The organism is Microcoleus sp. T2B6 (assembly GCF_036700475.1).
Taxonomy (GTDB): Bacteria; Cyanobacteriota; Cyanobacteriia; order Cyanobacteriales; family Microcoleaceae; genus Microcoleus.
In genome coordinates this window covers 12,066-37,305 of the sequence record NZ_JAUBOZ010000034.1, presented here as the reverse complement: position 1 = coordinate 37,305, position 25,240 = coordinate 12,066, and the positions used below count along the sequence as shown (strand labels likewise).

General features: G+C 45.3%; 30 protein-coding genes and 4 rRNA genes. 16 read left to right on the top strand and 18 right to left on the bottom strand.

The window, feature by feature from the left end; translation table 11 throughout:
• Positions 1–13: 13 nt before the first annotated feature.
• Positions 14–667 carry a Crp/Fnr family transcriptional regulator gene (locus QUA00_RS16685; RefSeq protein ID WP_333410271.1) on the bottom strand — a complete coding sequence of 218 codons (654 nt, stop codon included), beginning with the start codon at positions 665–667 and terminating at the stop codon, positions 14–16.
• 473 nt (positions 668–1,140) lie between these two features.
• Between QUA00_RS16685 and hslO the strand changes: the two genes are divergently transcribed.
• Both hslO and QUA00_RS16675 read left to right on the top strand, forming a co-directional pair.
• A complete protein-coding gene (gene hslO / locus QUA00_RS16680; protein ID WP_333139895.1) occupies positions 1,141–2,040 on the top strand; it encodes an Hsp33 family molecular chaperone HslO in 900 nt (299 codons plus the stop codon).
• Between the two features lie 618 nt (positions 2,041–2,658).
• The gene (locus tag QUA00_RS16675) at positions 2,659–4,722 is read left to right on the top strand and encodes a hypothetical protein (RefSeq protein ID WP_333139897.1); all 2,064 of its coding nucleotides are present in this window, start codon (positions 2,659–2,661) and stop codon (positions 4,720–4,722) included.
• A 1-nt stretch (position 4,723) separates the two neighbouring features.
• Here the strand turns inward: QUA00_RS16675 and QUA00_RS16670 are convergent, their stop codons facing one another.
• Entirely contained in the window at positions 4,724–4,879 is a 156-nt protein-coding gene (locus QUA00_RS16670) for a hypothetical protein (protein WP_333103280.1), read from the bottom strand.
• A gap of 1 nt (position 4,880) precedes the next feature.
• Here QUA00_RS16670 and QUA00_RS16665 point away from each other — a divergent pair, with 1 nt between their 5' ends.
• Positions 4,881–5,003, top strand: coding sequence for a hypothetical protein (locus QUA00_RS16665; protein ID WP_333410270.1), 123 nt, complete (start codon positions 4,881–4,883; stop codon positions 5,001–5,003).
• Here the strand turns inward: QUA00_RS16665 and QUA00_RS16660 are convergent.
• The 4 genes from QUA00_RS16660 to QUA00_RS16645 all read right to left on the bottom strand — a co-directional run bounded on the left by QUA00_RS16660 (position 4,972) and on the right by QUA00_RS16645 (position 7,723).
• The gene (locus QUA00_RS16660; protein WP_333160865.1) at positions 4,972–5,727 is read right to left on the bottom strand and encodes a tRNA(His) guanylyltransferase Thg1 family protein; all 756 of its coding nucleotides are present in this window, start codon (positions 5,725–5,727) and stop codon (positions 4,972–4,974) included. The two genes, QUA00_RS16665 and QUA00_RS16660, sit on opposite strands and share 32 nt — an antisense overlap.
• The gene (locus QUA00_RS16655) at positions 5,708–6,193 is read right to left on the bottom strand and encodes an AAA family ATPase (RefSeq protein WP_333139901.1); all 486 of its coding nucleotides are present in this window, start codon (positions 6,191–6,193) and stop codon (positions 5,708–5,710) included. Before QUA00_RS16655 ends, QUA00_RS16660 begins: the two co-directional genes overlap by 20 nt.
• Before the next feature lie 6 nt (positions 6,194–6,199).
• Positions 6,200–6,673 (bottom strand): TspO/MBR family protein, encoded by a 474-nt coding sequence (locus tag QUA00_RS16650; protein ID WP_333410269.1) that lies wholly within the window; start codon positions 6,671–6,673, stop codon positions 6,200–6,202.
• 468 nt (positions 6,674–7,141) lie between these two features.
• Complete coding sequence (locus QUA00_RS16645) at positions 7,142–7,723, bottom strand: hypothetical protein (RefSeq protein WP_333139903.1); 582 nt, start codon at positions 7,721–7,723, stop codon at positions 7,142–7,144.
• Positions 7,724–7,773: 50 nt separating this feature from the next.
• Here QUA00_RS16645 and QUA00_RS16640 point away from each other — a divergent pair, with 50 nt between their 5' ends.
• Both QUA00_RS16640 and QUA00_RS16635 read left to right on the top strand, forming a co-directional pair.
• A complete protein-coding gene (locus tag QUA00_RS16640) occupies positions 7,774–7,944 on the top strand; it encodes a hypothetical protein (protein WP_333410268.1) in 171 nt (56 codons plus the stop codon).
• 144 nt (positions 7,945–8,088) lie between these two features.
• Complete coding sequence (locus QUA00_RS16635) at positions 8,089–8,403, top strand: hypothetical protein (protein ID WP_039887678.1); 315 nt, start codon at positions 8,089–8,091, stop codon at positions 8,401–8,403.
• A gap of 163 nt (positions 8,404–8,566) precedes the next feature.
• Here the strand turns inward: QUA00_RS16635 and QUA00_RS16630 are convergent, their stop codons facing one another.
• Positions 8,567–9,418 carry a DUF1232 domain-containing protein gene (locus tag QUA00_RS16630; protein WP_333410267.1) on the bottom strand — a complete coding sequence of 284 codons (852 nt, stop codon included), beginning with the start codon at positions 9,416–9,418 and terminating at the stop codon, positions 8,567–8,569.
• A 113-nt stretch (positions 9,419–9,531) separates the two neighbouring features.
• Between QUA00_RS16630 and QUA00_RS16625 the strand changes: the two genes are divergently transcribed.
• A complete protein-coding gene (locus QUA00_RS16625) occupies positions 9,532–10,356 on the top strand; it encodes an NAD-dependent epimerase/dehydratase family protein (protein WP_333410297.1) in 825 nt (274 codons plus the stop codon).
• Positions 10,357–10,416: 60 nt separating this feature from the next.
• Here QUA00_RS16625 and QUA00_RS16620 read toward each other — a convergent pair whose 3' ends face one another.
• From QUA00_RS16620 to sufB, 9 genes are all read right to left on the bottom strand, one after another.
• Entirely contained in the window at positions 10,417–10,785 is a 369-nt protein-coding gene (locus QUA00_RS16620; protein WP_333410266.1) for a hypothetical protein, read from the bottom strand.
• A gap of 15 nt (positions 10,786–10,800) precedes the next feature.
• Positions 10,801–11,433, bottom strand: coding sequence for a Uma2 family endonuclease (locus tag QUA00_RS16615; protein WP_333410265.1), 633 nt, complete (start codon positions 11,431–11,433; stop codon positions 10,801–10,803).
• A gap of 214 nt (positions 11,434–11,647) precedes the next feature.
• Positions 11,648–12,271 (bottom strand): SAM-dependent methyltransferase, encoded by a 624-nt coding sequence (locus QUA00_RS16610; RefSeq protein ID WP_333410264.1) that lies wholly within the window; start codon positions 12,269–12,271, stop codon positions 11,648–11,650.
• Between the two features lie 239 nt (positions 12,272–12,510).
• A complete protein-coding gene (locus tag QUA00_RS16605) occupies positions 12,511–12,804 on the bottom strand; it encodes a hypothetical protein (RefSeq protein ID WP_333410263.1) in 294 nt (97 codons plus the stop codon).
• Positions 12,805–12,851: 47 nt separating this feature from the next.
• On the bottom strand, positions 12,852–12,992 hold the full coding sequence (locus tag QUA00_RS16600) for a hypothetical protein (RefSeq protein ID WP_333410262.1): 141 nt from the start codon (positions 12,990–12,992) through the stop codon (positions 12,852–12,854).
• 81 nt (positions 12,993–13,073) lie between these two features.
• Positions 13,074–14,336 carry a SufS family cysteine desulfurase gene (locus QUA00_RS16595; protein ID WP_333410261.1) on the bottom strand — a complete coding sequence of 421 codons (1,263 nt, stop codon included), beginning with the start codon at positions 14,334–14,336 and terminating at the stop codon, positions 13,074–13,076.
• A 232-nt stretch (positions 14,337–14,568) separates the two neighbouring features.
• Positions 14,569–15,912: a Fe-S cluster assembly protein SufD gene (gene sufD / locus QUA00_RS16590; protein WP_333139916.1), complete on the bottom strand. Its 1,344-nt coding sequence runs from the start codon at positions 15,910–15,912 to the stop codon at positions 14,569–14,571.
• Positions 15,909–16,700, bottom strand: coding sequence for a Fe-S cluster assembly ATPase SufC (gene sufC, locus QUA00_RS16585; protein WP_333139918.1), 792 nt, complete (start codon positions 16,698–16,700; stop codon positions 15,909–15,911). Before sufC ends, sufD begins: the two co-directional genes overlap by 4 nt.
• A gap of 290 nt (positions 16,701–16,990) precedes the next feature.
• Entirely contained in the window at positions 16,991–18,433 is a 1,443-nt protein-coding gene (sufB, locus tag QUA00_RS16580; protein WP_333139920.1) for a Fe-S cluster assembly protein SufB, read from the bottom strand.
• Positions 18,434–18,621: 188 nt separating this feature from the next.
• Here sufB and sufR point away from each other — a divergent pair, with 188 nt between their 5' ends.
• The 9 genes from sufR to QUA00_RS16535 all read left to right on the top strand — a co-directional run bounded on the left by sufR (position 18,622) and on the right by QUA00_RS16535 (position 22,579).
• The gene (sufR, locus tag QUA00_RS16575; RefSeq protein ID WP_333139922.1) at positions 18,622–19,320 is read left to right on the top strand and encodes an iron-sulfur cluster biosynthesis transcriptional regulator SufR; all 699 of its coding nucleotides are present in this window, start codon (positions 18,622–18,624) and stop codon (positions 19,318–19,320) included.
• Positions 19,321–19,438: 118 nt separating this feature from the next.
• Entirely contained in the window at positions 19,439–19,846 is a 408-nt protein-coding gene (locus QUA00_RS16570) for a hypothetical protein (RefSeq protein WP_333051988.1), read from the top strand.
• A gap of 195 nt (positions 19,847–20,041) precedes the next feature.
• Positions 20,042–20,158: ribosomal RNA gene (gene rrf, locus QUA00_RS16565) — 5S ribosomal RNA — on the top strand.
• Positions 20,159–20,540: 382 nt separating this feature from the next.
• Positions 20,541–20,657 (top strand): 5S ribosomal RNA (gene rrf / locus QUA00_RS16560).
• 134 nt (positions 20,658–20,791) lie between these two features.
• The gene (locus QUA00_RS16555) at positions 20,792–20,995 is read left to right on the top strand and encodes a hypothetical protein (RefSeq protein ID WP_333410260.1); all 204 of its coding nucleotides are present in this window, start codon (positions 20,792–20,794) and stop codon (positions 20,993–20,995) included.
• Between the two features lie 208 nt (positions 20,996–21,203).
• A 5S ribosomal RNA gene (gene rrf / locus QUA00_RS16550) occupies positions 21,204–21,320 on the top strand.
• Between the two features lie 323 nt (positions 21,321–21,643).
• Positions 21,644–21,898 (top strand): DUF4258 domain-containing protein, encoded by a 255-nt coding sequence (locus QUA00_RS16545; RefSeq protein ID WP_333289442.1) that lies wholly within the window; start codon positions 21,644–21,646, stop codon positions 21,896–21,898.
• An 11-nt stretch (positions 21,899–21,909) separates the two neighbouring features.
• The gene (locus QUA00_RS16540) at positions 21,910–22,128 is read left to right on the top strand and encodes a DUF2283 domain-containing protein (protein ID WP_106332875.1); all 219 of its coding nucleotides are present in this window, start codon (positions 21,910–21,912) and stop codon (positions 22,126–22,128) included.
• A 40-nt stretch (positions 22,129–22,168) separates the two neighbouring features.
• A complete protein-coding gene (locus QUA00_RS16535; RefSeq protein ID WP_333410259.1) occupies positions 22,169–22,579 on the top strand; it encodes a transcriptional regulator in 411 nt (136 codons plus the stop codon).
• A 31-nt stretch (positions 22,580–22,610) separates the two neighbouring features.
• Here the strand turns inward: QUA00_RS16535 and QUA00_RS16530 are convergent, their stop codons facing one another.
• Positions 22,611–22,829, bottom strand: coding sequence for a hypothetical protein (locus QUA00_RS16530; protein ID WP_333289447.1), 219 nt, complete (start codon positions 22,827–22,829; stop codon positions 22,611–22,613).
• Positions 22,830–22,980: 151 nt separating this feature from the next.
• Between QUA00_RS16530 and rrf (QUA00_RS36860) the strand changes: the two genes are divergently transcribed.
• Positions 22,981–23,084 (top strand): 5S ribosomal RNA (gene rrf, locus QUA00_RS36860).
• Positions 23,085–23,249: 165 nt separating this feature from the next.
• Here the strand turns inward: rrf (QUA00_RS36860) and QUA00_RS16525 are convergent.
• Complete coding sequence (locus tag QUA00_RS16525; RefSeq protein ID WP_333410258.1) at positions 23,250–25,112, bottom strand: ATP-binding protein; 1,863 nt, start codon at positions 25,110–25,112, stop codon at positions 23,250–23,252.
• Positions 25,113–25,240: the final 128 nt, after the last annotated feature.

Sequence of the window (25,240 nt, the reverse complement as noted above, 5' to 3'; positions counted from 1 at the left end):
TTTTCTGCGCTTGCTACACTGCTTGAGGGTTGCAGCCAAACAAATCCGACGTGGACGCAAAAACATCTTTGTTAAGAATTAAATGCCGATCGCCATCTCGACTGATTAACCCTTGCTGCTGCAATTTTCCCAGCATTCGAGTTACTGTTACCCGCGTCGTGCAAATCGCATTAGCAATATCTTGATGTGTCAAGCGGATATTCAAACGAGTTCCCTCAACCACAGGCTGACCGAAATCTTGTTGCAATAATAGCAGAAGCTGATACAAACGGTCATCTACTCGCCGCTGTCCGGCGATCGCTAAAATTGCTTCCATTTGCCGCAGCCGCCGTACCATTTGAGGCAGCAACTCGTGAGCCAATTGAGGAGAAGCTTCGATTTCCACCATAGAATACCACATCAAATAAATATCTGATGTCGCCGTAGCTCGGTAAGTCTGCAAGCTTGTCAACCACAAACCGAAGCACATCGAAGGCCCAACCCAACCCAAAAGTCCTTCTTCCCCGGTTGGATAAAGCGTACTCAGTTGTGCTAAACCTTGACAGACTCGCCAAAGGCCTTGCGGCATCATAGGAATGGTTTCGCCCTTGGCATAAAAATGCAAGTTTCGACTCGCTCCTGTGTTATGCTGGATTTCTGCTAAAAGTGCTTTGGATGTTGGTGGCATATCTCTTTTTTCCAGCTAAAAAACATTGGTCTGAGACTTACGCCTCTGACTTTAACCTGCCAAGGTAAAGGTTAGGTAATCGTCAGGTTAGCGCCAAGATAAGCTTTAGTCATTAGTCAGTAGTCATTAGTCATTAGTCATTAGTCATTAGTCATTAGTTGTTAGTTGTTAGTTGTTAGTCATTAGTTGTTAGTTGTTAGTTGTTATAAAATGACTGAGATCACGGTGGATTGTGGAAAATAAATGCACTCGTTATTCCGGGCATCTTAAATAAATATTTAAGTGGAAGAATGAGACCGAATATTTGTTAAGAAATAGTTGGTTGATCAAGGTCTTATAGAAAACAGAGGCGAGTTCTGAAGTTCGATCGCACTCCCAGGCCCGCCGACTCAACTGCTGCTATCTGCTGCCACAACCTTCAAGAACTTCTAAAATAGTTCAAGAAGGTATTAAAAGACAAAGTAAGGTTTTTCATGGCCGATCAATTAATTCGCGCTACAGCCGCAGAGGGCGGAATTCGCGCTGTAGCCGTCATTTCCACCCGCCTCACCGAAGAAGCAAGACAGCGGCATAAGCTCTCCTACGTGGCTACAGCCGCCCTCGGCCGCACGATGTCGGCGGGACTGTTACTCGCCTCCAGCATGAAGCGGCCCGAATCGAGAGTCAACATTCGCATCAAAGGAGATGGGCCGCTGGGCGGGCTTCTGATTGATGCGGGACTGGATGGAACGGTTCGAGGTTATGTGGACAATCCCGAAGTGGAATTGCCACCCAATGCTAAAGGCAAACTCGATGTCGGCGGGGCAATAGGTGACGGTTATTTGTACGTGGTGCGGGACGTTGGATACGGCTTCCCTTATTCCAGTACGGTAGAATTGGTTTCCGGCGAAATTGGCGACGATCTGACTCACTATTTGGCAACCTCGGAGCAAACGCCTTCGGCTCTGGTTTTGGGGGTGTTTGTGGGGGCGGGCGGGGTAGAAGCGTCTGGGGGTGTGCTGTTGCAGGTTCTGCCGAAGGCTGCAACGGACGAAAAATTGGTGCAAACTTTAGAATCTAGAGTTGCTCAATTGTCGGGCTTTACGCCACTGCTGCGATCGGGCAAAACGCTGCACCAGATTCTCGAAGAGTTACTGGGAGATATGGGGCTGGAAATTTTCCCGGAAACTCAGATGGTGCGCTTTGACTGTGGCTGTTCGTTCGATCGAGTTTTGGGAGCTCTGAAAATGTTGGGCGAAGCGGAACTCCAAGACATGATTGAAAAAGATGGGGGGGCTGAGGCTACGTGCCATTTCTGCAACGAGGTTTACAAAGCTAATAGCGACCAACTTGCGGAACTCATCGGCGATTTGCGATCAAACTCCGGTTCTTGAGAGGATAATGTGTAATTGGCTCTATTGAGTGCGAGTTAGGGATGACGGCCTTGACCAATTGCCAATTACGCATTATCAATTACCTAATCACAAAATTTTGATTTTTGCGGTTTGGCGATCGGCTCTTTTAGTCTTTCGCCTGCACGAGTATTTAAAAGTGGTCAGTAACGAGCGGGCTAAAGCTACTGAGCTTGTAAGAGAAATCGAGCAAGCTATGCTGACCAGACCCCTCGCAAGAGGAGACGTTATTTAGGTCACGACACCGGCGAATGATCCGCCAGTTTTGGGCTCTGTCACCTGCGATTAAACAGTTTTAAAGTCACTGAAACAGTGTCGCAGGTCTAACAAGCCTTTATAACCAGGTCGAGGCGAACATTACCCCGCAAGGGAGACTGAGGCAACCATACCTCATCGGAGGGGCAACCATACCCCTCCAACCCGAAAGGGGAAAGACTCAAGGCGATTGAAATCGCCGAGTCGTTTTCCTCTCAGGACTGAAGTCGCGCTCGTTTCCCACTTACCGAGTTTTTTTATGAATACATTCTATAGAGCAGTCAATAGCAGCGATCGCTGTTTTGAAATAATTAAGACAGGCTGGTTGTTGTTTGTGGTGAGGATATGAGTCAAGATCGCAAAACATCAGGCCGTTGGTCTGCATCAGAATCCTTGGAGTCAACAAAGGATACTTCGTCGCTGGTGCGCTTACCAGCAAGGAAAAACCGGGCCCAACGACTTAAAGAGCTCCGAGAGTTGGTTACTTCGGGAAAACTGCCGGGAGGGCATCTGGAACTACCGCCGAATTTGTCTGGGGAAAACTCGCAGCCGCCGGGGGAACACAATCCGTTGTGGCGGAACTGGTCGAATAAGTGGCAGTTTTGGCTGGCGCTGAGTTTGATGCTATCGGTGGGTATGGGGTTTGTGGCAATTGCCTCTTTGCTCAACCTGACCTCGCAGTCCAATTGCTCAAAGATTTTTTGGCCGACGGCTTCTGCTAACGATCGCTTTTTTTGCGCTCAAGAAGCAGCAAGCAAGCGGACGGCGGATGATTTGCTCAGGGCGATCGAATTAGTGAATGCTTTGCCACAAGACCATCCGCTGCGGCCGAGAATTAACACTCAAATCGATCGGTGGTCGGAGGATATTCTCAGGCTGGGAAATGCTAGTTTCCAAGAAGGAAAGCTGGAGGAGGCGATTGCGCTCGCTCGTAAGGTTCCTCAAAACGTTCCCGCTTACCCGAAGGTGGAAAAGCAGATTGAAAAGTGGCAGTCGATATGGAGCGATGCAGAGAAAATTTACCGCACGGCTGAAGACCACTTGCGTCAGGAAGAGTGGCCGCTGGCTTTCCGCCAAGCTACTCTGCTTTTGGATTTGGGAAATACTTTCTGGGAATCGGCTAAGTACGAGGAATTGACTAAGCTAATTCAGACGACTCGGGCTGAGGGCAATAAGTTGGTAAAAGCCCGGAATAAAGCCTCCGAGGGAGGTCTCGACAATCTGGTGACGGGGATTAAGCTGGCTGAGGGAATTGATCAAAACAGTTATTTGTATCAAGCTGCCAATAAGGCGATCGCGGAATTTAGCAAGAAAATTATGGAGATCGCGCAAAAACGCTTGCAGGCAGGGGATTGGCAGGAGGCGATCGCGATCGCAAACAAGATTCCTGAGTCGGCAAATTTAAGGGAACAAGTACAAGATTTTAATGAGTTGGCGAATGCTACTTCTCAGGCTTTGACTGGCTCTGTTGAGGGTTTCTCCAAGGCGATCGAGATTGCTCAAAAGTTGAAGTCCGGCCGCCCTTTATACAAGCAAGCTCAAGATTTAGTCGGCCGCTGGCAACAAGAAATGGCTGATGTGAAAGTTTTGGATATGGCAAGCAGGCTGGCGGCGCCGGGTGGGGTCAATGATTTGAGGGCTGCAATCGCGCAATTGCAAACAGTCCCGGAATCAAATCCCCGCGCTTCGGAAGCTCGCCGTCAAATTACCACTTTGAGCCGTCAAATCGAGCTGCTGGAAGACAGTCCGTATTTGCAAAGAGCGAACGATTTGGCGAGTACGGGCGATCCGAATGCTCTGGAAGCGGCCGTTGCTCAAGCTTCTCGGATCGCTAGAGGTAGGGCGCTTTACGTGGAAGCTCAAACCAAAATTCAAGCTTGGATCGAGAGGAGACAGCGGCTTGTTGACCAGCCGTTTTTGGATAGAGCTCAGCAGCTAGCGGCGGGCGGCAATTTGGCGGGGGCAATTGAGATGGCCCGCCGGATTCGATCGGGACGGGTGCTTTATGAGGAAGCTCGATCGAACATTCGGACTTGGGAGGCTCAATTTCAGGGCGAGCAAGGTTTGCAGAGCGCCCGTCAGACGGCCAGATCCGGGACTGCTGACGCTTTGCAAACGGCAATTGCGCTGGCAAGTCAGGTGCCGGAGTCGAGTTCGCTCCGGTGGCAGGCGAGTGAGGCGATTGATGAGTGGAGTCAGCGGATTTTGGCGCTGGGTGTGGAAGAGTCGTCGTCGGATCTGGCTGGGGCGATCGCGACTTTGAAGAAAATTCCTTCGGGTACTCGGGCTTTTGAGCAAGCTCGATCGCAAATCAAAGTTTGGGAGGAGTCGCTGAACCCTCCTGAGTCTGAATCTCCCCCTCCTGAACCGCCGGAAACTGAGCCTCCTACCAGCTCTGGCAATCGCTAGGTTAACTGGTTTGCCCGACATTGGGCGGGGGTTTAAACCCCCGTCTCACAGCTTGCATTCGGTTAAAACTCACATCTTGCACCATTGTCAATAAGCCTTTTATGAACAGGCAAGATGCCTGTTCCACAAAGAGTGAATTTTCTTGTGGAACAGGCATCTTGCCTGTTCTTGAGAATGCTGCAAGATGTGAGTTAAAACAAACTAAGAATTCATCAATTGCCAGCGGATTTGACAAGAGATCCTTAATCGTTAATCGCCAACATTTAAAAATTGGTAAATAAATTCTTTGTATTCATCTTTCACGGGCAGCTCTTCATCGACTTTGAGTCGCCGCCGCACTGCCACAACTTCTTTGTTTTCGATCGGGTTATAACCTGGTTTATCGTATTTTTCCCAATACACTCCCGTTCCCCGGCGCTGCCAAGCCGGCAGTTCGTTAAAGTTAATTCCGTTTTGAAACAGCAATTCGTTTTTGAAAGCCACCGATTGTTTCTCTAATATAACTGCTGCATTTTCACCCGTTTCGCCATTTTTTCGCAGCATCCAATAACTCCAGCCATTCAAAGCGCAGCGCGCTGCATCTGCTTGGCGCCATAGAAAATAATCTACTACTTGCGATTTGTTGGCTGCAGAACAAATGCGGCTGTCAAAACTGACTGCTGTTTGGGCGGCGCGAGTGAAAGTTGCACTGGCAATACTGGCAGAAATAGAGACAATTTTTTCTAAGCTGCGGTCAAATAAATCCCAATCTGGAGGAAACAAAACTGAGATTTCGTCACTTTCGGTATAAGCGTAAATGCCGTCTAGTTCTGACAGGAGCGCTTTGGCAGTTTCCACCATTAATTCGTGGAATTTTAAGTCGAAAGGCTTATCAAAACTGGAGGAAGTAAATTTTGAAAAACTGCGACCGTCGGCGCGAATTACTGTGTGAGTTCCCGGCAATAAACGCAGGCTGTGAAAATATTCAAGCTCGCGCATTTTTTTTTCAAATGTCTGATTGTCCATGAATAACTTCCTCTGCAGGCCAGGTTTTTACTTCAAAGGTTAAGTTTTCTGCTATGCGGGTCCAAAACAGCCGTTCAAACCCTTCGCCGTAACTGGGCAATACCATTTTTTTTATAGTAGCATAAATTGCTATGTCGGGAACTTGAGATTTGCCCGATCGCTTTTGATTTCGAGCTAAACAGTCGCTGACTATGGATTCAAAGTAGTAACCGATGATTTTGGCATTATAGGTGCGACCCATATCAATCAGCGGCTTGCGATCGAGAACTTCGGGATTGGTATTATCAACAGCGACTGAATGACCTGCTTGCAGTGCATCTTCAATTAATTGAATTTGTCGGCGTGATTTATTTTTATTGTTTGGCATTAAATCTTTGCTGACCAAAACGTGCGTGGCCGCTAAATAGTCGCGAAAAAATGTGCTTTTTCCCGATGCTTGCAATCCCATTAAAATGACTAATTCCATGAGAGGCTAAACATCCGCCGGATTGAGGTGCATCATTACCCAAGTGGTGTAAGTGCCGATCGGACTCCAAAGTATGTAAGGTAGTAATAACAGGGCGGCTGGCTCGGAAACTGGCAACACAGTTAAAGCTAGGATTACGCTTAAAATAGCGCCCGTTCCGCCGATTATTGTGCCGACTTTTAGGCTCCTAAGTTTGCACATAACCGAGGTGTAAGACATAGTTACTATTTCTAAAAGCAGGTACAAACCCATTCTCAGCCAAGTCTCCTGAGTTCCTGGTTCTTTTTCCCAAACAATCACTGCTGACCAAGCTGCACAAATAAAAATTACTGTCCAAATTAGGGGAATTGCTCTTTCAAATACTAGCCATCTCGGACGCTGCAAGCGGTTGAACCATTGGATGTCCCTGGGCGGGATTAAGCTAGCTGCTAGTGCTACTATCAAGGCGACGCCTCCAATTACCATCCAGGATTTAATCATTTTTTTACCTTGGGCGAGGTTGACAGGTTCAATTCTGCAGATATTATCTCTAATTTGGGCGATCGCGCCATCTGTCCCCAGTTATATTAGGTTTGGCTGATTCGCAAAACCCAACATCAGTTTAAAAGTTATTTAGATTTCTGGGAAACGTTAATTTATTCTCTTCAGTTCCCCTTCATAATATAAAAAATGTGACCGAAAGCATCCAGGATACAAGCCCCCGGATTCATTCCTTCGCAGACTCAGAACCCAGAAATAAAAAACCTGTATCCGATGAAACTTGCCCCCCCAATTTATCTGTGGGGTCAATGCTTCAATGCTTCAATTCTAAAATCTAAAATCTAAAATCTAAAATCGATTGACTCTTGCTCCCTCCCCTTGACAAGGGGAGGGTTCTGGTCTGCTTTTCAGTAAATTTGACCAGTAAATTGAACGAAAAGTCTCTTAGCCTTTCACAAAAATCGGCTGCTAGCCGAGCCGATGATGCTGTTCTAATTCTAAACTAGAGTCATCCTCTTTTTTGGGAACCAGAAGCGTATTTTCGCTGCTCGGTTGCAACACGGCTTTAATTACTTGGAGAAAACGGTTAGGCTTTTTAGCTTGACCGTTGAGAGTGCGGCGGTCTTTCACTTTTTGAGAAAGGTGTCGCATCACAGATAAATCGAGTTCATCTATGAAATGGTCTGCTATACGTTCTCCCATTAAATCTATAGCTTCAGCATACTGATCTGTCAGCGTTTCTATGGCATCGTATGCTTCGTCAGCAACTTGACTTGCTACTGTTTTATTTTGGTCGCCCGGTGTCTGGGAATGGGTGCGGCGCCGGTCTAAAAGGCTTTGGTAATCGGCAATGCTCATTCCCAAATTGTAGAGATGGTGGTGAGCGTGATCCATCAAATCTACTTCACTGGGATAGAAGAAACCGCGAGTGCTGTTAATGCCGTGCAGTTTTGCCCAACGCCGCAGATTTGTCTCATCTTGCAGTTGGTATCGCTCTAACATTTGAGCTGTGTTCAGCTCTACTTCTGGGGTAACTTTGAAATCGCTCATCGGTAAATCCTCGCTGGTGAGTAAATAAATAAAATTGAAACTTAGAATCTGTGATTTGCGTACAGTCTGAAAATTACGATCGATCCTTTGACGGCATTCACGGAAGTCTTGCGGGCATTTGCTGTCGATCGTGCGATCGTGCGATCGAGTCAGAGGATGTCAGGGTAGGGTACTTTTGGGCTTTGTCTCGATCGCATCCGGGAGCAAGCACACTGGGTTAATAATATAGCTGATTTAAGGTTTCAACAACCGTTAAAAATAGTAAAGTTTGATTTTTGGGCTTGAATTTTTAGTAAGGTTGAGCTATAATATTCTCAATAACCGTGCAATTAGTAATTTTAGTAGTTGCAAACGAGATTCTTAGTATGCCTGTATACGATTATTTTTGTCCCAAAAACAACCAGCAGTTAGAAGTTTCGCACAGCATGAACCTGGAAGTTTCGACTTGGGGCCAACTGTGCGAGTTGGCTAAGTGCGAACCCGGGGACACTCCCGCAGATGCTCCGGTACGCCGGCTGCTGAGCGCTCCGAGATTGATGAAGCCGACATCCGACACCGATTATAAAAATTCGGGTTTCAGCAAGTACGTGAAGCGGGATGAAGGGGTTTATGAAAATGTCACGGCTAAGGATGGTGAAAGCCGTATTGTCAATCGAGATGGCAAGCCGATTAAAGACTGAGAACCCCCAATAATCAAGTTTTCAGTTGAGTGGATTACAGATATTGGGTAGGGACACGGCAGTGCCGTGTCCTGTATTTCATCCGATTGACAACTGCTATGTTATTCAGATTATATTATTCCGATGCAGACGGAAACAAAACGATCCACCGGACATAATATTATCAGCCAAACCAATTTTTCATTTTTTGTTTGGCTTGTTCTTTAGTATCAGCATTAATGTATACTGAAACAGTAGCTATTGCCGCCAGCAATACTCCCAAATCGTCCGTAAATCCCATGCCGACTAATATATCGGGAATGGCATCGACAGGAGATATAAAATAGGTCAAAGCTCCAACTACAACTCCTTTTGCCCAAGCAGGCACGTTTGGGTTCTGAGCCGTATAGTAGAGAATCAAAGCTTTTTCAACTACTTCTCTTCCTGCTGTCAAAGCAAAGTTTTTAAGTTTAGTCCAAAAACTTTCATCTGAATAGTTAATTTTGGGGTTGCTGAGGTTTGTTGTGGTTCCTTTCCGGTCGATCAAATCGAGAGGAATGCCCTTAGTTTTAAGCTGGGAAACAGCAGACTTGAAGGATGCTGATGCCTGATTTTTATTAGGGGCGGCCTCCCGTATTTGTTTCATGTCTGCGATGAATTCCTGCATGGCTTGGATTTGCAAGTCGGAAACCGCCAGCAGTTTTTTTGCGGATTGGATCGCCTCGCTTTCTGCAGGATGCAGCGTCTTATTTGCGCCAGCAATGTTAATTAAAAAATACATGACTCCCAAACGCAGCGGTTCTTGTGACTTGCTGAGTGTTTGCAAACAGTCGCTGAGTGATGGGGGACTGGCTGTGTAGGATTGGATTTGAGTCTTTGCAGAGTCAGAAAATTTGTCTAAATTTATGGTTTTAAACAACAAATCTAGTTCGTCAATATCAACGGAACCATCGGCGGCTGCGATCGCAAACAAAGAACCATAAAAAGCTAAAAGTTCGCTTTCTGAGGATGTGGCAAAAATATCTCTCTCGGACACGATGCTACTCCGATTGATAACGACGCTTTGCATTTTACCACAAAACTCAGCGCGCCATGATTGCAGAAACAGGCAATAATTTGAGAGAACATGACACAATGGAGAATTTTTTTATGAAAGTTGCGATCGTCGGCTGCGGCTATGTAGGTACTGCGACAGCCAAACATTTACGCGGCAAATCTGATTGTACCGTGACGGCGACAACTACCACGGCGACGCGAGTAGTTGAGTTGGAGGGTGTCGCGCAGCGGGTAGCCGTGCTCAAAGGAAATGACAAAGATGCGATCGCCTCTGTACTGCAAGAACAAGATGCTGTTATGCTGTGCGTCGGGGCCCGAAATCCTCATACTTATCGGGAAAGTTATATAGATACTGCGACAACTTTAGTATCGGTTTTACAGCAGATACCGACAGTAAAGCAGGTTATTTATACGGGTACTTATTCTGTGTATGGCGATCGCCAAGGTGAATTGGTAAATGAAGAATCACCCGTCGCGCCCGCTAATCCCAACGGTGAAATTCTCGCCGAAACAGAACGGGTTTTATTAGCAGCATCGAGTCCCAATCTTCACGTCTGCATTCTCCGTTTGGGAGGAATTTATGGGCCGGGGCGAGAATTAGTTAAAATCTTTGGCGGCTGGGCTGGGAACACTCGTCCCGGTAGGGGGGAAGATGTTACTAATTGGGTGCATCGGGATGATATTGTTGGGGGGTTAACCTTTGCTTGGGAAAATCGATTGCAGGGAATTTACAATTTAGTCGGGGATGTGTCCCTATCCAGTCGCGAATTGCTCGATCGCATTTTTGAAACTCACAATTTGCCTAAAGTTTCTTGGGATGGAAGTCCTAGCGTGCGACCTTATAATGCTAGGGTGTCGAATCTCAAAATTAAGGCTGCTGGTTATCAGTTTGTTCATCCTGAAATTACGGAGTTTTAAATACAAATCATTTTGTATTTGCTGTCATCGTTTTTGCCACAGATGTCAACTGATTGGGAGTTAAATCATCCCCTGGATTGGCAACTGGGCCCCAGTTTGTATAGCGAGTGGTTCTGCCTGCACGTATTGCCACAAAGGCTCGAATAGATTCCAAGTTACCGCGAGCCATTTCAAAATAAGTGTAGGTGGCTCCCAGCACAGAAATTGATTGGTAATTCCTCCGATTCTTCCATTCCCTAAATTCATGGTTTTTACCAAATAAACAGAGATATTCGTTTGACAAGCTTTGTTATTATAAGAATAAGCTACCGGAGCCTTCTCATTGTATTTATAGTTAGTTGCAAATATTGCTAGCTCTGAGGGAGTCATAGCAAAACAAGGAATTGCAGTGGAGAGAAAAACAATTGTAGTAGTTAGTAATTTTTTCATGATGTGAGACCATTTCTATATTTTCTCCTTAACCCAAGTTCTAAAGGATTTTAGCAAAGCCATTTCCCCCATCGTTTGAGTGCGAGTGAAAAACCCAGCCATTTCCGCTGCTGATACAAAGGGAAAAGCAATACTAAAGTCGCGCTCAATATACTCAGTCTCTACCAACTGATAAAATTTCAAAACTCGCCCGTTATACAGCCAGAGTTCCGGGACGCGAAGTGCGGAGTAAATGGCCAACTTATCAACTGAACTGCTGGTAATATCTATTTCAATTGCTAAGTCTGGCGGTGGGGCAGTTTCTAAATCTAATTCTTGCCTGCCTCTAACTGCTGCTTCATTTTGAATATAATAACAGTTATATGGTTCTATGCCTTTTTTGGCATTTTTGAGTTTGAGAGTAGTTGAGCCAGCACTTTTAATTTCAATGTCGAGTTCTTCTGCTAAAGCAATGATGAAATTACCGAAATTGCTCTTGTAGTTCTCATGTTCAAATAGTGGCGCCATAATTTCCAGTCTCCCTTCATCGTAAGCTATGCGATAACCTCGCTTATCGCCTATTTCTTTGAGCAACGTTTCAAAGGTTGGCCAGCTAATGTTTTCTAGCAGTGTTCTTTGTTCGGCTAAACTTGAAGTAGTAGCAATCATCTCAAAATCTCCTTGAGCTGAGAAAACTCTAGTTTTATTTTACCACAGGCCCAGATACTATCAAAAGGGCGATTTTCTACTGGATAGCTTCGTTTCACGCTCTTTCTTTTCCCGCAGATGCACGGGGGTGAAGGGTGATGAACGCGGATGAGAAAAAGAGCGATTGACGGCTAATTGTAGATACACCCTCTTTAAACTTGTCTACTTATACCATTTACAACCGCTGAAACAAATCCATCCGATAGCGTTTGTGATGACCTCGTATATCTATCCAGAATTTTTGTTGTCGCGGATCTCCCAAATGTTTCAAAAACTGTGCAGACTCTTGGATAAAGGTATCGTGAACTATGTCACCATTCAGGATGAAACTTTCCACTTGAGACCGAAAGTGAACCATCAAGAGATAACCTCCCGGAAGTAACTGGTCAATAATTTTTTGCTTGGTTGTCAGGAGGTCTGGCATTGTCAAATAATAGCCCACTTCTGAGAATAAAATTAAATCGAACTTCTCAGTTGGGAACTGCTGGGGTATCTGCATCTGCTCAAACCGCACCTGTGGCAGACCGGCGCAGCGTTTCCGCGCTTCCTCTAATCCTACCTCTGAATAATCTACTGAAAGCAGTCTGTCACACTTTTTGGCTAGTTTCTGGGTGAGTACACCGATGGCACATCCGATTTCAAAAGCATTTTTGAATTGGACTTTTGGCAAACACCTGATAGTTGTTCTGAATTTACTGGTTTCATAAAAGCCAGACGTGTATCCCCAAGGATCTGAACTTTGGCGGAAGGTTTCATCAAAGAAGCTGGATGGTACTGATTTCTGCTCTGAAGGATCCATGGTGAATCTCTGTAAGTTAAATGACCTCTCAATAAATATACTACAAAAAAAAAGATCGAGGGTTTACACAAAAATTGAAACTTTACACTATCTGTACATTGGATGTGGGAATGCAATACTACGGATAGAGTCTTTGCGTAAGTTTTGTCACTCTCTTGTCACTGATTAGTCACAGATATCGGGCTTCTACCACCCTCAAGCAGAGGCAGAAATGGCGATCGCACTTCACTGAGGTTGTGTTAAATCTTATTTGATGACACCGCGAATTCTTTCTCTTCTTCCCAAGACAGTGATATTTGAAGTTGTCCTGATACTGTAAATGTTTGAGCGGCCAACAGTGCCGTCTCTAAATTTACACACATCCGGGCGGAATAATTACCTTCTTGTTCGCCAACAACTAGCTTTTCTATTGCATCTGTTTTTGAGGGAACTACTAAATTATGAAAGCTCACCTTGTCAAAAGTTATGTTAACAATATATTTGTCTGATTCACCGCCGCCAATGCTCATATAACACTCATCATCTGCACCCAAGGTAACTAAAGTTTTACTTGTCCCATTTAACTCGCGGATGCCTTATTCTATTTGTCTATATGCAGCTCGTTCATCAAACACACTTTGTATTTTTCCCTGTCCTTTGGCTTGACTGCCCATATTTTACCAGATTGCGTTCTGGTTGGAGAATTTGGGGTGCGATCGCTCTCTTCTTCATCCGCGTTCATCCGTGTTCATCTGCCGACCTCTGCGGTCAAAAAAAGAGCGAGCGCTGCTAAATTTCTACCCGCGCACCATCACCAACCAAATTATCCCATAATCCCACCAAAAAAGTCGATCGTCTCTTTCAACGCTTGCACAAACACATCAATCTCCTCGCGAGTATTGTAAAAATACAAACTCGCCCGCGCCGTAGATGAAATATTCAAATAGCGGTGCAAAGCTTGCGTGCAGTGATGCCCCGAACGAATCGCGACTCCCTCCTGATCTAACATGGTAGACAAGTCTTGAGGGTGAATTTCTCCGGCTGTAAATGCTGCCAAAGCTGCCCTACCTTCGCCGTTGCTGTCTGGCTGCGGTCCGTAAATTTTGATTTCGGGAATTTGCCGCAATTGTTGGAACATATAAGCAGTCAATTCTGCTTCGTAAGCGTGAATCTTATCCATGCCAATGTTATTAAGATAATCGATTGCTGCACCGAGGGCGATCGCCTCGCCGATTGCAGGCGTGCCGGCCTCAAATTTGTGCGGCAAATCGGCATAGGTGGAATACTCGAGAAACACGTCAGCAATCATCTCGCCGCCGCCGAAAAACGGAGGCATTTCTCTCAGCAAGTCCAGTTTACCGTACAGAAAACCGATGCCAGTCGGAGCGCACATTTTGTGACCGGAAGCAACCAGCCAATCGCAATCTATTGCTTGCACATCTACTCTCATGTGCTGCACGCTTTGGCAAGCATCTATTAAAACTTTCGCGCCGAAACTGTGGGCTATTTCGCAGATTTCTTTGACTGGACTGATGCAGCCCAAAGTATTAGAAACGTGAACGGTTGACACCAACTTAGTTTTAGGGGAAATCAGGGTTTTAAACTGTTCCAAATCAAACTCGTTAGTTTCCGTTAACTCGACAAACTTCAGCACCGCACCGGTTCTTTGAGCAATCATTTGCCAGGGAACGAGATTGCTGTGGTGTTCCATCACCGACAGGATTATTTCATCTCCGGTTTGCAGATTGTTCAAACCCCAAGAATAAGCAACCAAATTAATCGCTTCGGTAGCGTTGCGAGTGTAAACAATTTCTTGCCGTGACGCCGCATTTACAAACGCCGCAACTTTGTCTCTCGCACCTTCGTAAGCATCAGTCGCTTTGGCGCTGAGAGTGTGAGCACCCCGGTGGACGTTTGCATTGTATTGTCCGTAGTAATCACGCCAAGCGTTGAGCACAGCTAGGGGTTTTTGAGAAGTAGCTGCATTGTCTAAATAAACTAGCGGTTTACCGTTAACTTTTTCATTCAAAATAGGGAAGTCGCCGCGAACTTTTGATGCAAGTGTTTTTTCTTGAATAAGTGTCATATTTTTTGAAGTTAGTATTGTTGTGGAACTCGCTTATAAGGCGTATTCTGAAACCCGGAGATACCCCCTAACCCCCCTTATTAAGGGGGGGACAAGAGTATTCTCAAAGTCCCTCTTATCCAGGGAGGGACAAGAGTATTCTCAAAGTCCCCCTTCTTAAGGGGGATTTAGGGGGATCTCCGGCTTTGATTGCAAAGGTAATAAAACACCCTCCCGTCTGTTGCTAATTCCTTTATCCTTGGATAGCCATGCAGGTTGAAAGCATTTTCGCCACCCCAAGAATCGGTAATTGATTGAGCATTTCCGCCGCAAAAGCATCGATTAGCAAATAGCGGCTTCTTTCTAAATCCAAACCGCGACTTTGCAAGTAAAAAAGCTCATCATCTTCTAATTGACTGACAGTTGCACCGTGGGAACATTTAACGTTGTCGGCGACAATTTCCAACTGCGGTTTTGTGTCTACGCGAGCTCTTGGCGACAACAACAAATTCCGGCTCAATTGTCCGGCATCTGTCAATTGGGCGGCTTTGCGAACGAAAACTTTGCCGTTAAATACAGCACGAGCTTTGTTGCCGATAATGCACTTGTGCAGTTGGCGGCTTGTACCGTGGGGGTGATTGAAATCGATTACACTGTGAGTGTCTGATAACTGTTCGCCAAAGGCTACGGTTAAGCCGTTTAAAGTTGTTTCAGTGGCTTCGCCGCGCTGAAAAACTTCTAAATTGTGCCGCGATATTTTGCCTCCCAAGCTGATAGCATGACAAGTGTAACGGCTATTACGAGATTGTTCGATCGCACTTTTGCCGATATGAACAACCTCCCCACCTTCCCGCTGCAGCCGAACGTGGTTCACAGTAGCGTTTTCGCCGACAATAACATCCGTTACAGCATTAGTAAAGGCTGGTACATTACCGATAGTTGCGTAATCCTCAATCAGCGTCACATTGCTTCCAGGCTCAGCTATGACCAAGCAGTGCGGCTGGCACATCGTGCCAGATGCACCTGGTGCTGTCAGGAACAGCAAGTGAATCGGAAGTTCGATCGACATATTGGCCGGTACGAACACCACCGCAGAATCCGCCAAACCCGCAGTATTCAGCGCGGTAAACACCTCGGTTTGCTGTCTGTGCTTGCTCAAAACATCGCTGATGCGCCCTTGATATTTTTCAGGTACATTCGATAGATTACCTGCGTAAAAGTCGATCGGCAAATTCGGCAAAACCAACGACTCCACCGTTGACAAATCCGGCGCATAAAAACCGTTGACAAATACCAATCTTAATGGTAAATCATCCCGGTTTTTCACTGGCATAATGATATCAGCCAGCTTAACTTTTGACTGATTGCTCTGGGGTATATGAAAAGGAATTTGCAACACCGGCGACAAATCAGTAAAGCGCCATTCCTCATCCCTCACCGTCGGAAAACTCGAAGAAAGCACGTATTCCGTCGCCACAGCCCGCAAATCCTGCAACCCGTAAGCCGCACTTTTGCTATTAGCAGCCTCCAACTTGCTGCACTGATTCACCAAATCAGTCAAAAACATTTCCCTACTCGCAACTTGCGTATTCATCATCGCGCGCCTACTCCTGCTGCTTCCTCTTCCACAACCCAGTCATAACCGCGCTCTTCCAATTCCAGCGCCAACTCTTTCGGGCCAGTCAAGATAATTCTGCCGGCTTCCATGACGTGAATAAAATCAGGAATAATGTAATTCAGCAACCGTTGATAGTGAGTAATCACCAACATCGAATTTTCCGCATTTGACAACTGATTCACACCGCCGGCGACAATCTTGAGAGCATCGATATCCAAACCCGAATCAGTCTCGTCCAAAATAGCTAATTTCGGTTCCAACAAAGCCATTTGCAAAATTTCATTCCGCTTTTTCTCGCCACCGGAAAAACCCTCATTTACGCTGCGGCCTAAAAAAGAATCATTCATCTTGACAATATCCAGCTTGTCCTCGATTAAATCTTGGAAATCAAAAGCATCCAATTCTTCCAAGCCGCGATGTTTGCGGTGAGCATTGTAAGCCACGCGCAAGAAATCCAGATTGCTAACGCCGGGAATTTCTAAAGGATATTGGAAAGCTAGGAACACGCCAGCTAAAGAGCGTTCTTCCGGCGCTAATTCCAGCAAATTTTGACCAAGAAATGTCACTTCTCCGCCTGTTACTGTATAAGCAGGATGACCCGCCAATATCTTGGATAAAGTGCTTTTTCCAGAACCGTTCGGGCCCATAATCGCGTGAATTTCACCCGATTTAATTTCCAGATTCAAACCCTTCAGGATTTGGGTATCTTCCACATTCGCAGTTAAATCGCGGACGGATAGCACCACTTGACTATTTTCTACAATCATCTATTTTTGTCCTTTTCCTCAATGCACTTTACAGTTTTTTTGCTCGTTCTTCTCGTTCCTAGGCTCTGCCCATTGGTGACAATTTAACGTTAAACCGATAGTCCGCCAGGGAATGAATTCCCTGTCTCAAAGCTAAAGTCCTCTGAAGAGGACTGAGAAGAAAATTTTTAAACTCATTAGTCCTGTTTAGAGGAGTTTAGCTATTAGCCAAGGAATTCATTCCCTGGCGGACGGGGAGCTTAAGTTGTCACCGATGGACTCGGCCTGGAAGAATTTCTTGCCCGCGAAAATTATCCGACACTTCCTTCCAGTTTCAGACTCAACAGCTTATCAGCTTCCGCCGCAAATTCCATCGGTAACTGATTGAAAACATCTTTACAGAAACCGCTAATCATCATCGAAATAGCATTTTCTGCTGAAATTCCCCGCTGTGCGAAGAAGAACAATTGCTCTTCCCCAATCTTAGAAGTAGAAGCTTCGTGTTCGACTTTAGCAGTGTGGTTCTGCACTTGAATATAAGGGAAAGTATTCGCTTGAGCGTTATCCCCAATCAGCATGGAATCGCACTGAGAGTAATTACGAGAGCCTTTAGAGTTAGGCCCCATTTTCACCAAACCGCGATAGCTGTTGGATGAATTACCCGCCGAAATTCCCTTAGAGATAATCGTGCTGCGAGTATTTTTACCAATGTGGATCATTTTTGTGCCGGTGTCAGCTTGCTGCTTGTTATTTGTCAACGCTACCGAGTAGAATTCGCCCACCGAGTTGTCGCCGACTAACACGCAACTGGGATATTTCCAAGTAATCGCTGAACCGGTTTCTACTTGTGTCCAAGAAATCTTAGAATTGACTCCTTGACACAAACCCCGTTTCGTCACAAAGTTGTAAATGCCGCCTTTGCCGTTGGCGTCGCCAGCGTACCAGTTTTGCACTGTGGAGTATTTGATATCGGCATTGTCCATTGTTACCAATTCCACGACGGCGGCGTGCAGTTGATTGGTGTCAAACATCGGCGCGGTGCAGCCTTCTAGGTAAGACACAGAACTGTTTTCTTCAGCCACAATTAGTGTGCGCTCGAACTGGCCGGAATCTCCGTTGTTGATGCGGAAATAGGTTGACAATTCCATTGGGCATTTGACCCCTTTGGGAATGTAAACAAAGGAACCGTCGCTGAATACGGCGGAGTTGAGGGCTGCGAAAAAGTTATCGCCGACTGGTACGACGCTGCCGAGATATTTTTCTATTAATTCGGGATAATCTTTGACGGCTTCTGAAATGGAACAGAAAATAACACCATCTTTGGCTAACTTTTCTCTAAATGTTGTGGCAATTGAAACGCTGTCGAAAACGGCATCGACGGCGACATTTCCCAGCCGCTTCTGTTCGGAGAGGGGAATGCCGAGTTTCTCGAAGGTTTCTAGCAGTGTCGGGTCTACTTCGTCCAAACTGTTGAGCTTTTTGGGCTTTTGTTTGGGGGCGGAATAGTAGATAATTTGTTGGTAGTCGATCGCGGGATAGTTGACGTGGGGCCAGGTGGGCTCGGTCATTGTCAACCACTTCCGGTATGCTTTGAGGCGGAATTGCAGCATGAATTCCGGTTCGTTTTTCTTGGCGGAAATCAGGCGGACTACATCTTCGCTCAAGCCGCGGGGGATGGTGTCTGACTCGATGTCGGTGACGAAACCGTATTTATACGGCTGGTTGACTAAGGTTTTGACTGTGGTAGAACTCATTATTTTGCGTGTTCAGTGTTCTAGATAATGCTCTCTGGATGGCAGACGGGGCAATGCCTGTCAGGGCTTGAGCGAGTTCTGCTGGACTGCTCTGGGAAGTTAAACAACAGATTTGTTGCTTTACTATATTTTAAGCTACATTAACAATAGTGATATTGTCAAAGTCAAATTAATAATTTTTTGTGAAGATGATGGAGACTACTCAGCAGACTTCCACGAAACAAGACATCCTGCAATATTTGCTCAAGGGGGGGCAGGGGACGGCTATTGAGTTGGCGGAGTCTTTGGATATCAGTCCGCAGGCGATTCGCCGTCACTTGAAGGATTTGGAAGCGGAGGGGCTGATTCAGTATCAGTCGGTTCAGGCTGGGATGGGGCGGCCGCAGCACATTTATGAGCTTACCAGTCAGGGGCGCGATCGATTCCCGAATCGTTACGGTGATTTTGCTGTCTCTTTTCTGGATACGTTGGCGGAAACCGTCGGCCGCGAGCAAGTGATTACTATCTTGCAAAAACAGTGGCAGCGCAAGGCGACGGAGTATCGGCGGCTGGTGGGTGCGGGTTCGCTGGAAGAGCGGGTGACTAAGTTAATGGAACTCCGCAGGGCTGAAGGCTATATGGCTGAGTGTTATCCTGTAGAATCGGTAGAGGTTGGGATCTGCGATCGCGCTGGGAAGGGCGATCGATTTGTGTTGATGGAACACAACTGCGCGATTTCTAATGTTGCTGAAACTTTTCCGAGTGTCTGCGGTAATGAGTTGGAAATGTTTGCGGGGGTGTTGCCGGACTGTACTGTGGAGCGGACTCACTGGATTATTAATGGGGAACACCGCTGCGGTTATTTGATTGCAAGGAGGAAGGAAGAAGTTCGGCAACGGATTTTGTAACGGATGTAACGGATGTCACGCATGGAAGTTCGACAACGGATGAGTGTAAGGGATGTCACGGATGTCACGGATGTCACGGATTACCCATTACCGATTAGCAATTACTAATTTTTAATATATGGAACCGCTAGCAGATTTTTTAAAGCCGGAAGAGTGTGCCGAAGTTGATATGGCGCTGCTGTCGTCGAAGGAAAAGTTTTCGGCGCGGGTGGCAATTTATGCTTTGAGGGTGCTCAAGCAAATTGCTGGGGAGACTGGGAAGCCGGTGGCTGAGGTGACTAATGGGCAGGTGATGGATTGGATTAAGAATGATGAGAGTATTAAAGGATCGATCGAACTTGATGCTAGTTTTGAAAACTTTTTTACGAATTTGGTAATTGCGTCTTTGCGGCCGTTGAGGCAAATTGCGACAGAATCTGAAAGCCCGATCGAACAATTAACAGTTAAGCAGGTCGTGGCGTGGTTTGTGAAGGACGGGAAGATTCGCAGAGAGCAGGGAACCGAGGCGGCTTTTTTGGATTTGTGAGTTAAAGGTCGATCAGTCCCACCCCCAAACCCGGCCTCAAACCCCGATAATTCCAGCGGTTTCGGGCGATAAAAAAAAGTTTTGACAAAGGGGTTGACAGACAAAGGCAAACTTGATACAGTAATTAAGTCGAGCGAAAGAGATGCAGCGCATCTGACTTAACGCAGACACAGGATTAAAAGTTTTCAAAGCTTTCCTGGTGCTTATGATGTAATGGAACCACTCCGATCCATCCCGAACTCGGTTGTTAAACGTTGCTATGGCGAAGATACTCGGCGGGTCACTGCCCGGTAAAATAGCTCAGTGCCAGGTTAATAATAAATTAAAGCTCTTTTCCCGCAACAACGGAAAAGGGCTTTAGTTTTTTGGTGAGTTCTTAGGCATCTACACCACAGCAAGTCTTGGGCGCTTTGTAGAAATCTCAATATTCTGGGTCAGCAGCAGATTTGTGGTCGATAGAACTTGATGCTAGTTTTGAAAACTTTTTTACGAATTTGGTAATTGCGTCTTTGCGGCTTTTGAGGCAAATTGCGACAGAAGCTCGGCTATTGGGGGCTGTTTCGGGCGTCGAAAAAAAGTTTTGACAAAGGGGTTGACAGACAGGGGAAAACTTGATAAGGTAATTAAGTCGAGCAAAAGAGATGCAGCGCATCAAGCTTAATGCAGACACAGGATTAAAAGTTTTCAAAGCTTTCCTGGTGCTTATGATGTAATGGAACCACTCCGATCCATCCCGAACTCGGTTGTTAAACGTTGCTATGGCGAAGATACTCGGCGGGTCACTGCCCGGTAAAATAGCTCAGTGCCAGGTTAATAATAAATTAAAGCTCTTTTCCCGCAACAACGGAAAAGGGCTTTAGTTTTTTGGTGAGTTATTAAGCATCTACACAACAGCAAGTCTTGGGCCCTTTGTAGAAATCTCAATATTCTGGGTCAGCAGCAGATTTGTGGTCGATCGAACTTGATGCGAGTTGTGAAAACTTTTTTACGAATAGGGTGGTGGCGTCTTTGCGGGATGAGAGGCAAATTGCGACAGAATCTGAAAGGGCGATCGAACAATTAACAGTTAAGCAGGTCGTGGCGTGGTTTGTGAAGGACGGGAAGATTCGCAGAGAACAGGGAACCGAGGCGGCTTTTTTGGATTTGTGAGTTAAAGGTCGATCGACCCCACTGGCAAATAATACGTCAAACTCGGCTATGTGGGGCTGTTTCGGGCGAGCGAAAAAAAGTTTTGACTTTGGGGTTGACAGACAAAGGAAAACTTGATACAGTAATTAAGTCGAGCGAAAGAGATGCAGCGCATCAAGCTTAGAATTAAGCTAAACGCAGACACAGGATTAAAAGTTTTCAAAGCTTTCCTGGTGCTTATGATGTAATGGAACCACTCCGATCCATCCCGAACTCGGTTGTTAAACGTTGCTATGGCGAAGATACTCGGCGGGTCACTGCCCGGTAAAATAGCTCAGTGCCAGGTTAATAATAAATTAAAGCTCTTTTCCCGCAACAACGGAAAAGGGCTTTAGTTTTTTGGGTAGTTATTAATCATTCTCTTTATGGCTTGGCGGTTGAAACCGCTACTAAACAAACGAAGTCCGCCTCCGAGGACTAAAGAATAAAGAGGTTATTAAATCAGGATTTGGTATCATCTCCTGCAAGCATCGCTCATGAACTAGCTCTTGCACAACCATCCGCCTTGGACTAAAGTTAGTTTATGGACTTAGTTTTTTAAGAGCATGGAAACTGTAAATATCCATGTGAATTAGGAATTTAAAATTTTAATTTATTGGACAAGAAAGAGTGAAACCTATTAGATTAAGTAATCATGCCCAGGAACAAGCGATTGAAAGAGGTACCAATGAAGCCGAAATTATTGATACCATTATGACAGGTAATCGACAACTTGCTAAAAATGGTAGGTACAAATATCAAGCTACTTTTCAGTATAATAATGATTGGCAGGATAAGTTCTATTCTCTCAAGAAAGTAGTACCGATTGTTGCCGAGACTGATACTGAGTTAGTTGTGATCACAGTGTATACATTTTATTTTTGAGGTAAAAGTTTATGAAGATTAGTTATGATTCCGAAATTGATGCTCTCTACATTAGGCTTGTAGAAGGTAAGCATCAGTGTCGCACTTTACAGTTAACTGACGAAATTGCTTTAAATATTGGGGAAAATGAGTTATTGGTAGGGATAGAAGTTTTAGATGCTACACAGGTTTTAGGTAGTGGAAATGTACCTAATGTAGTGCTAGAAAATATAGCTTTTACTGTAGCTTAAATAGGGAAATCAATCGCTACCTGTGTAAATATAAGTAAGGATGAGTGGAAAAATTATCCGTACTTTTGATGCAAAATCTTATACAGATTTACTTGTTCGCTATCAACCAAAACCGATCGCAAATGAAGCAGAAAACGAGGCCGCGATCGCTCTCGCTTGCGAACTGGAACACAGCCCTATGCGATCGCTGGAGGAAGAGCTATTTCTGGAGCTTTTGATAACGCTGATTGAAAAATTTGAATCTGAAAATTATCCGATTCCTGCAGGAAATGCTGCTTCAATGTTGCAACATTTAATGGATGCGAGAAATTTGGACAAATCAGATTTGATTCCTGTTTTGGGAACGGAAACAGAGGTTGATAAAGTTTTTGTTAGCGGAAGGGATCTCGAAATAGATGAAGCCAGAAAATTAGCCGAGTTTTTCCACGTTGATATTAGTTTGTTTCTCTAATCGCGAGCTGCTACTTGTTGAGTAGGAGTTGCTAATATTCGCTCTCCGGCTGATTAATCATTAGTTTTAAGCGATCGACCTCCTCGAACCATTTTGCCCAAGCTTTAGCAATATCGTCTGGGAGTTTGGGTTCAGCTATTCTATTTTCCTGCTGGTGCATCACAAAGTCGAGGAAGTCGTTGATTTCGGGCAAAAATGATTCGGGAAGTTGCTGCAATTTAGCGATCGCTATATCACAAATAGTCATCATAATTGCCTCTTTCAGTCGTATTTATTTTAACACAATCATAACAACATCGTGCTTAAGCTAATCCGCATTTAAATTGCATGGTAAAATAAATTTTCACTCTTGTGGGGTGGGCATCTTGCCCGCCCTCAACATACAATTTAAATGCACAACAGCTTATGATGTAATGGAACCACTCCGATCCATCCCGAACTCGGTTGTTAAACGTTGCTATGGCGAAGATACTCGGCGGGTCACTGCCCGGTAAAATAGCTCAGTGCCAGGTTAATAATAAATTAAAGCTCTTTTCCCGCAACAACGGAAAAGGGCTTTAGTTTTTTGGGGAGTTAGGCGAAAAGAGAAAGTGAATATTACAACTAAAACCTCATCCCAGATCACCTCAAAAGTCGAACAGAAAACCTTTCGGCGGTGGGGCGCATTGTGTTAGACCGAATCACGCTTTTGCTGTTGGAAAGGGATTTGAAGGACAAACTCCGTTCCCTTACCAGGTATTGAGAAGCAATCTAACTTACCGCCATGTTTCTCAGTGACAATCTGATAGCTAATCGGCAGCCCCATGCCCGTTCCCTTACCCACAGACTTTGTAGTGAAGAATGGATTAAAGAGTCGTTTCTGAACAGATTCAGGCATCCCCATTCCGTTATCAGAAATTGCAATTTTTACCCACTTTGAATCAATCATTGCAGTCCGAATGGTAATCTGGTTGGGATTTTCCTTTAGTTCCTGATAGGTTCGTTTGACGTTGGCTTCTTCCAGCGCATCAATGGCATTTGCCAGGATGTTCATAAACGCCTGATTGATTTGACCAGGATAGCATTCTATTAGCGGTAGATTACCATAATCACGAATTACTTGAATCGCTGGACGCTCTGGTTTATCTTTCAAGCGATGCTGCAAAATCAACAATGTACTATCAATGCCCTCATGAATATCAACGGCTTTGAATTCAGCTTCATCCATTCGTGAAAAATTGCGGAGTGACAACACAATCTGGCGAATGCGATCCGTGCCGAGTTTCATGGAGTCGAGGACTTTAGGTAAATCGGCTTGGATAAACTCCATATCAATATCTTCGGCCTCAGCTTGGATTTCGGGTGCGGGGTCGGGATAGTAATTCTGGTAGAGTTGCACTAAACCTAATAAATTGTGGGCGTATTCCTGCACATGATTCAGGTTGCCGTGAATGAAGTTGACTGGATTGTTGATTTCGTGGGCCACCCCTGCCACCATTTGCCCCAAAGCAGACATCTTTTCGCTTTGCACCATTTGAACCTGAGTGCGTTGCAGTTTCTCTAAGAGTTGTTGCAACTGCGTATTTGTGTCGCTGAGTTCTTGGGTTCTTACCTCAACTTGAGATTCAAGGGTTTGGCTGTAGTTTTCCAGTTGTTCGTTGGCTGTTTTCTGTTGTTGTAACAGTTGTTGAACAGCGCGAATTAATTGGTTAAAAGCATTAGCAAGCGTTCCAATTTCATCATCTTGCTCAACAGTCGCTTGTAACTCAAAATTAGACTCTTCAGTAGTTCGTCTGGCAACGCTGGTCAGAGATTGAATGGGTTGGGCAATTGCTCGGCTGGTCAAAATTGCCAAAAGAATGGCGATCGCAACAGACAATCCGATACTTGCAACCACCACTTTCTCAGCAACTTCACTAGCCTGTCGATATGACCTTGTTGCTACCTCAAGTTCTTCGTAAGCATGGTCAATAAAACCCACCAAATCATCGGAGATGGCATCGAATTCAAGCGCCAAATCGCTGTTGGTAAATTCCAACATCAGGGCTTGGGCTTGCTCAACCTCAGTGGGTGACGCAAGATCCAGACTGCGAATTCGTTCAACTCGGCGTTCTAATTCCTGTGAGTAGAGTTGTGGTACAGGGTCATAGGTTTGCAAGAAGGCTATAATCCTTGCGTGGTGTACATGATCTTGCCGACTATGATAATTTGCCACAAATGCCTTAAGTTCAGCCCAAATTTCTTGGATTTCACCTTTATGCTTCAGCAAGTGAGCATATTCATTTTGAAATTTTTCTGGGTATTGCGCTAGAGGAATGAGTTGTTGTTGGTGGGTTCGGGCTTGGAGAACACGAGATTGCAGACGATGCAGAAGTTCCACTTCGTTACGCGCGTGTTGTTCTCGTTCTTGAGTCTGTTGTTGATAATGATCCCCAACTCCAAAACCAGCAATTGTTCCAGACACAGCAATGCCTAGAGCAAGGGCGTATCCTAAACCGATTTTTTGCCCAACTCTGAGACTGGATAACCGTTGTCCTAAACTTTGGTGCACCATATAACCTTCTCTAGCCCTACAGGAGATTTGCTTGACCAAGTACCCCTATTTGCTCATTTTAAGTCCTTAAGTTTGAAAACGGAAAACTCCTATGTTTAGGATAGGTTTTCCCTTACAGGGTTTACGTC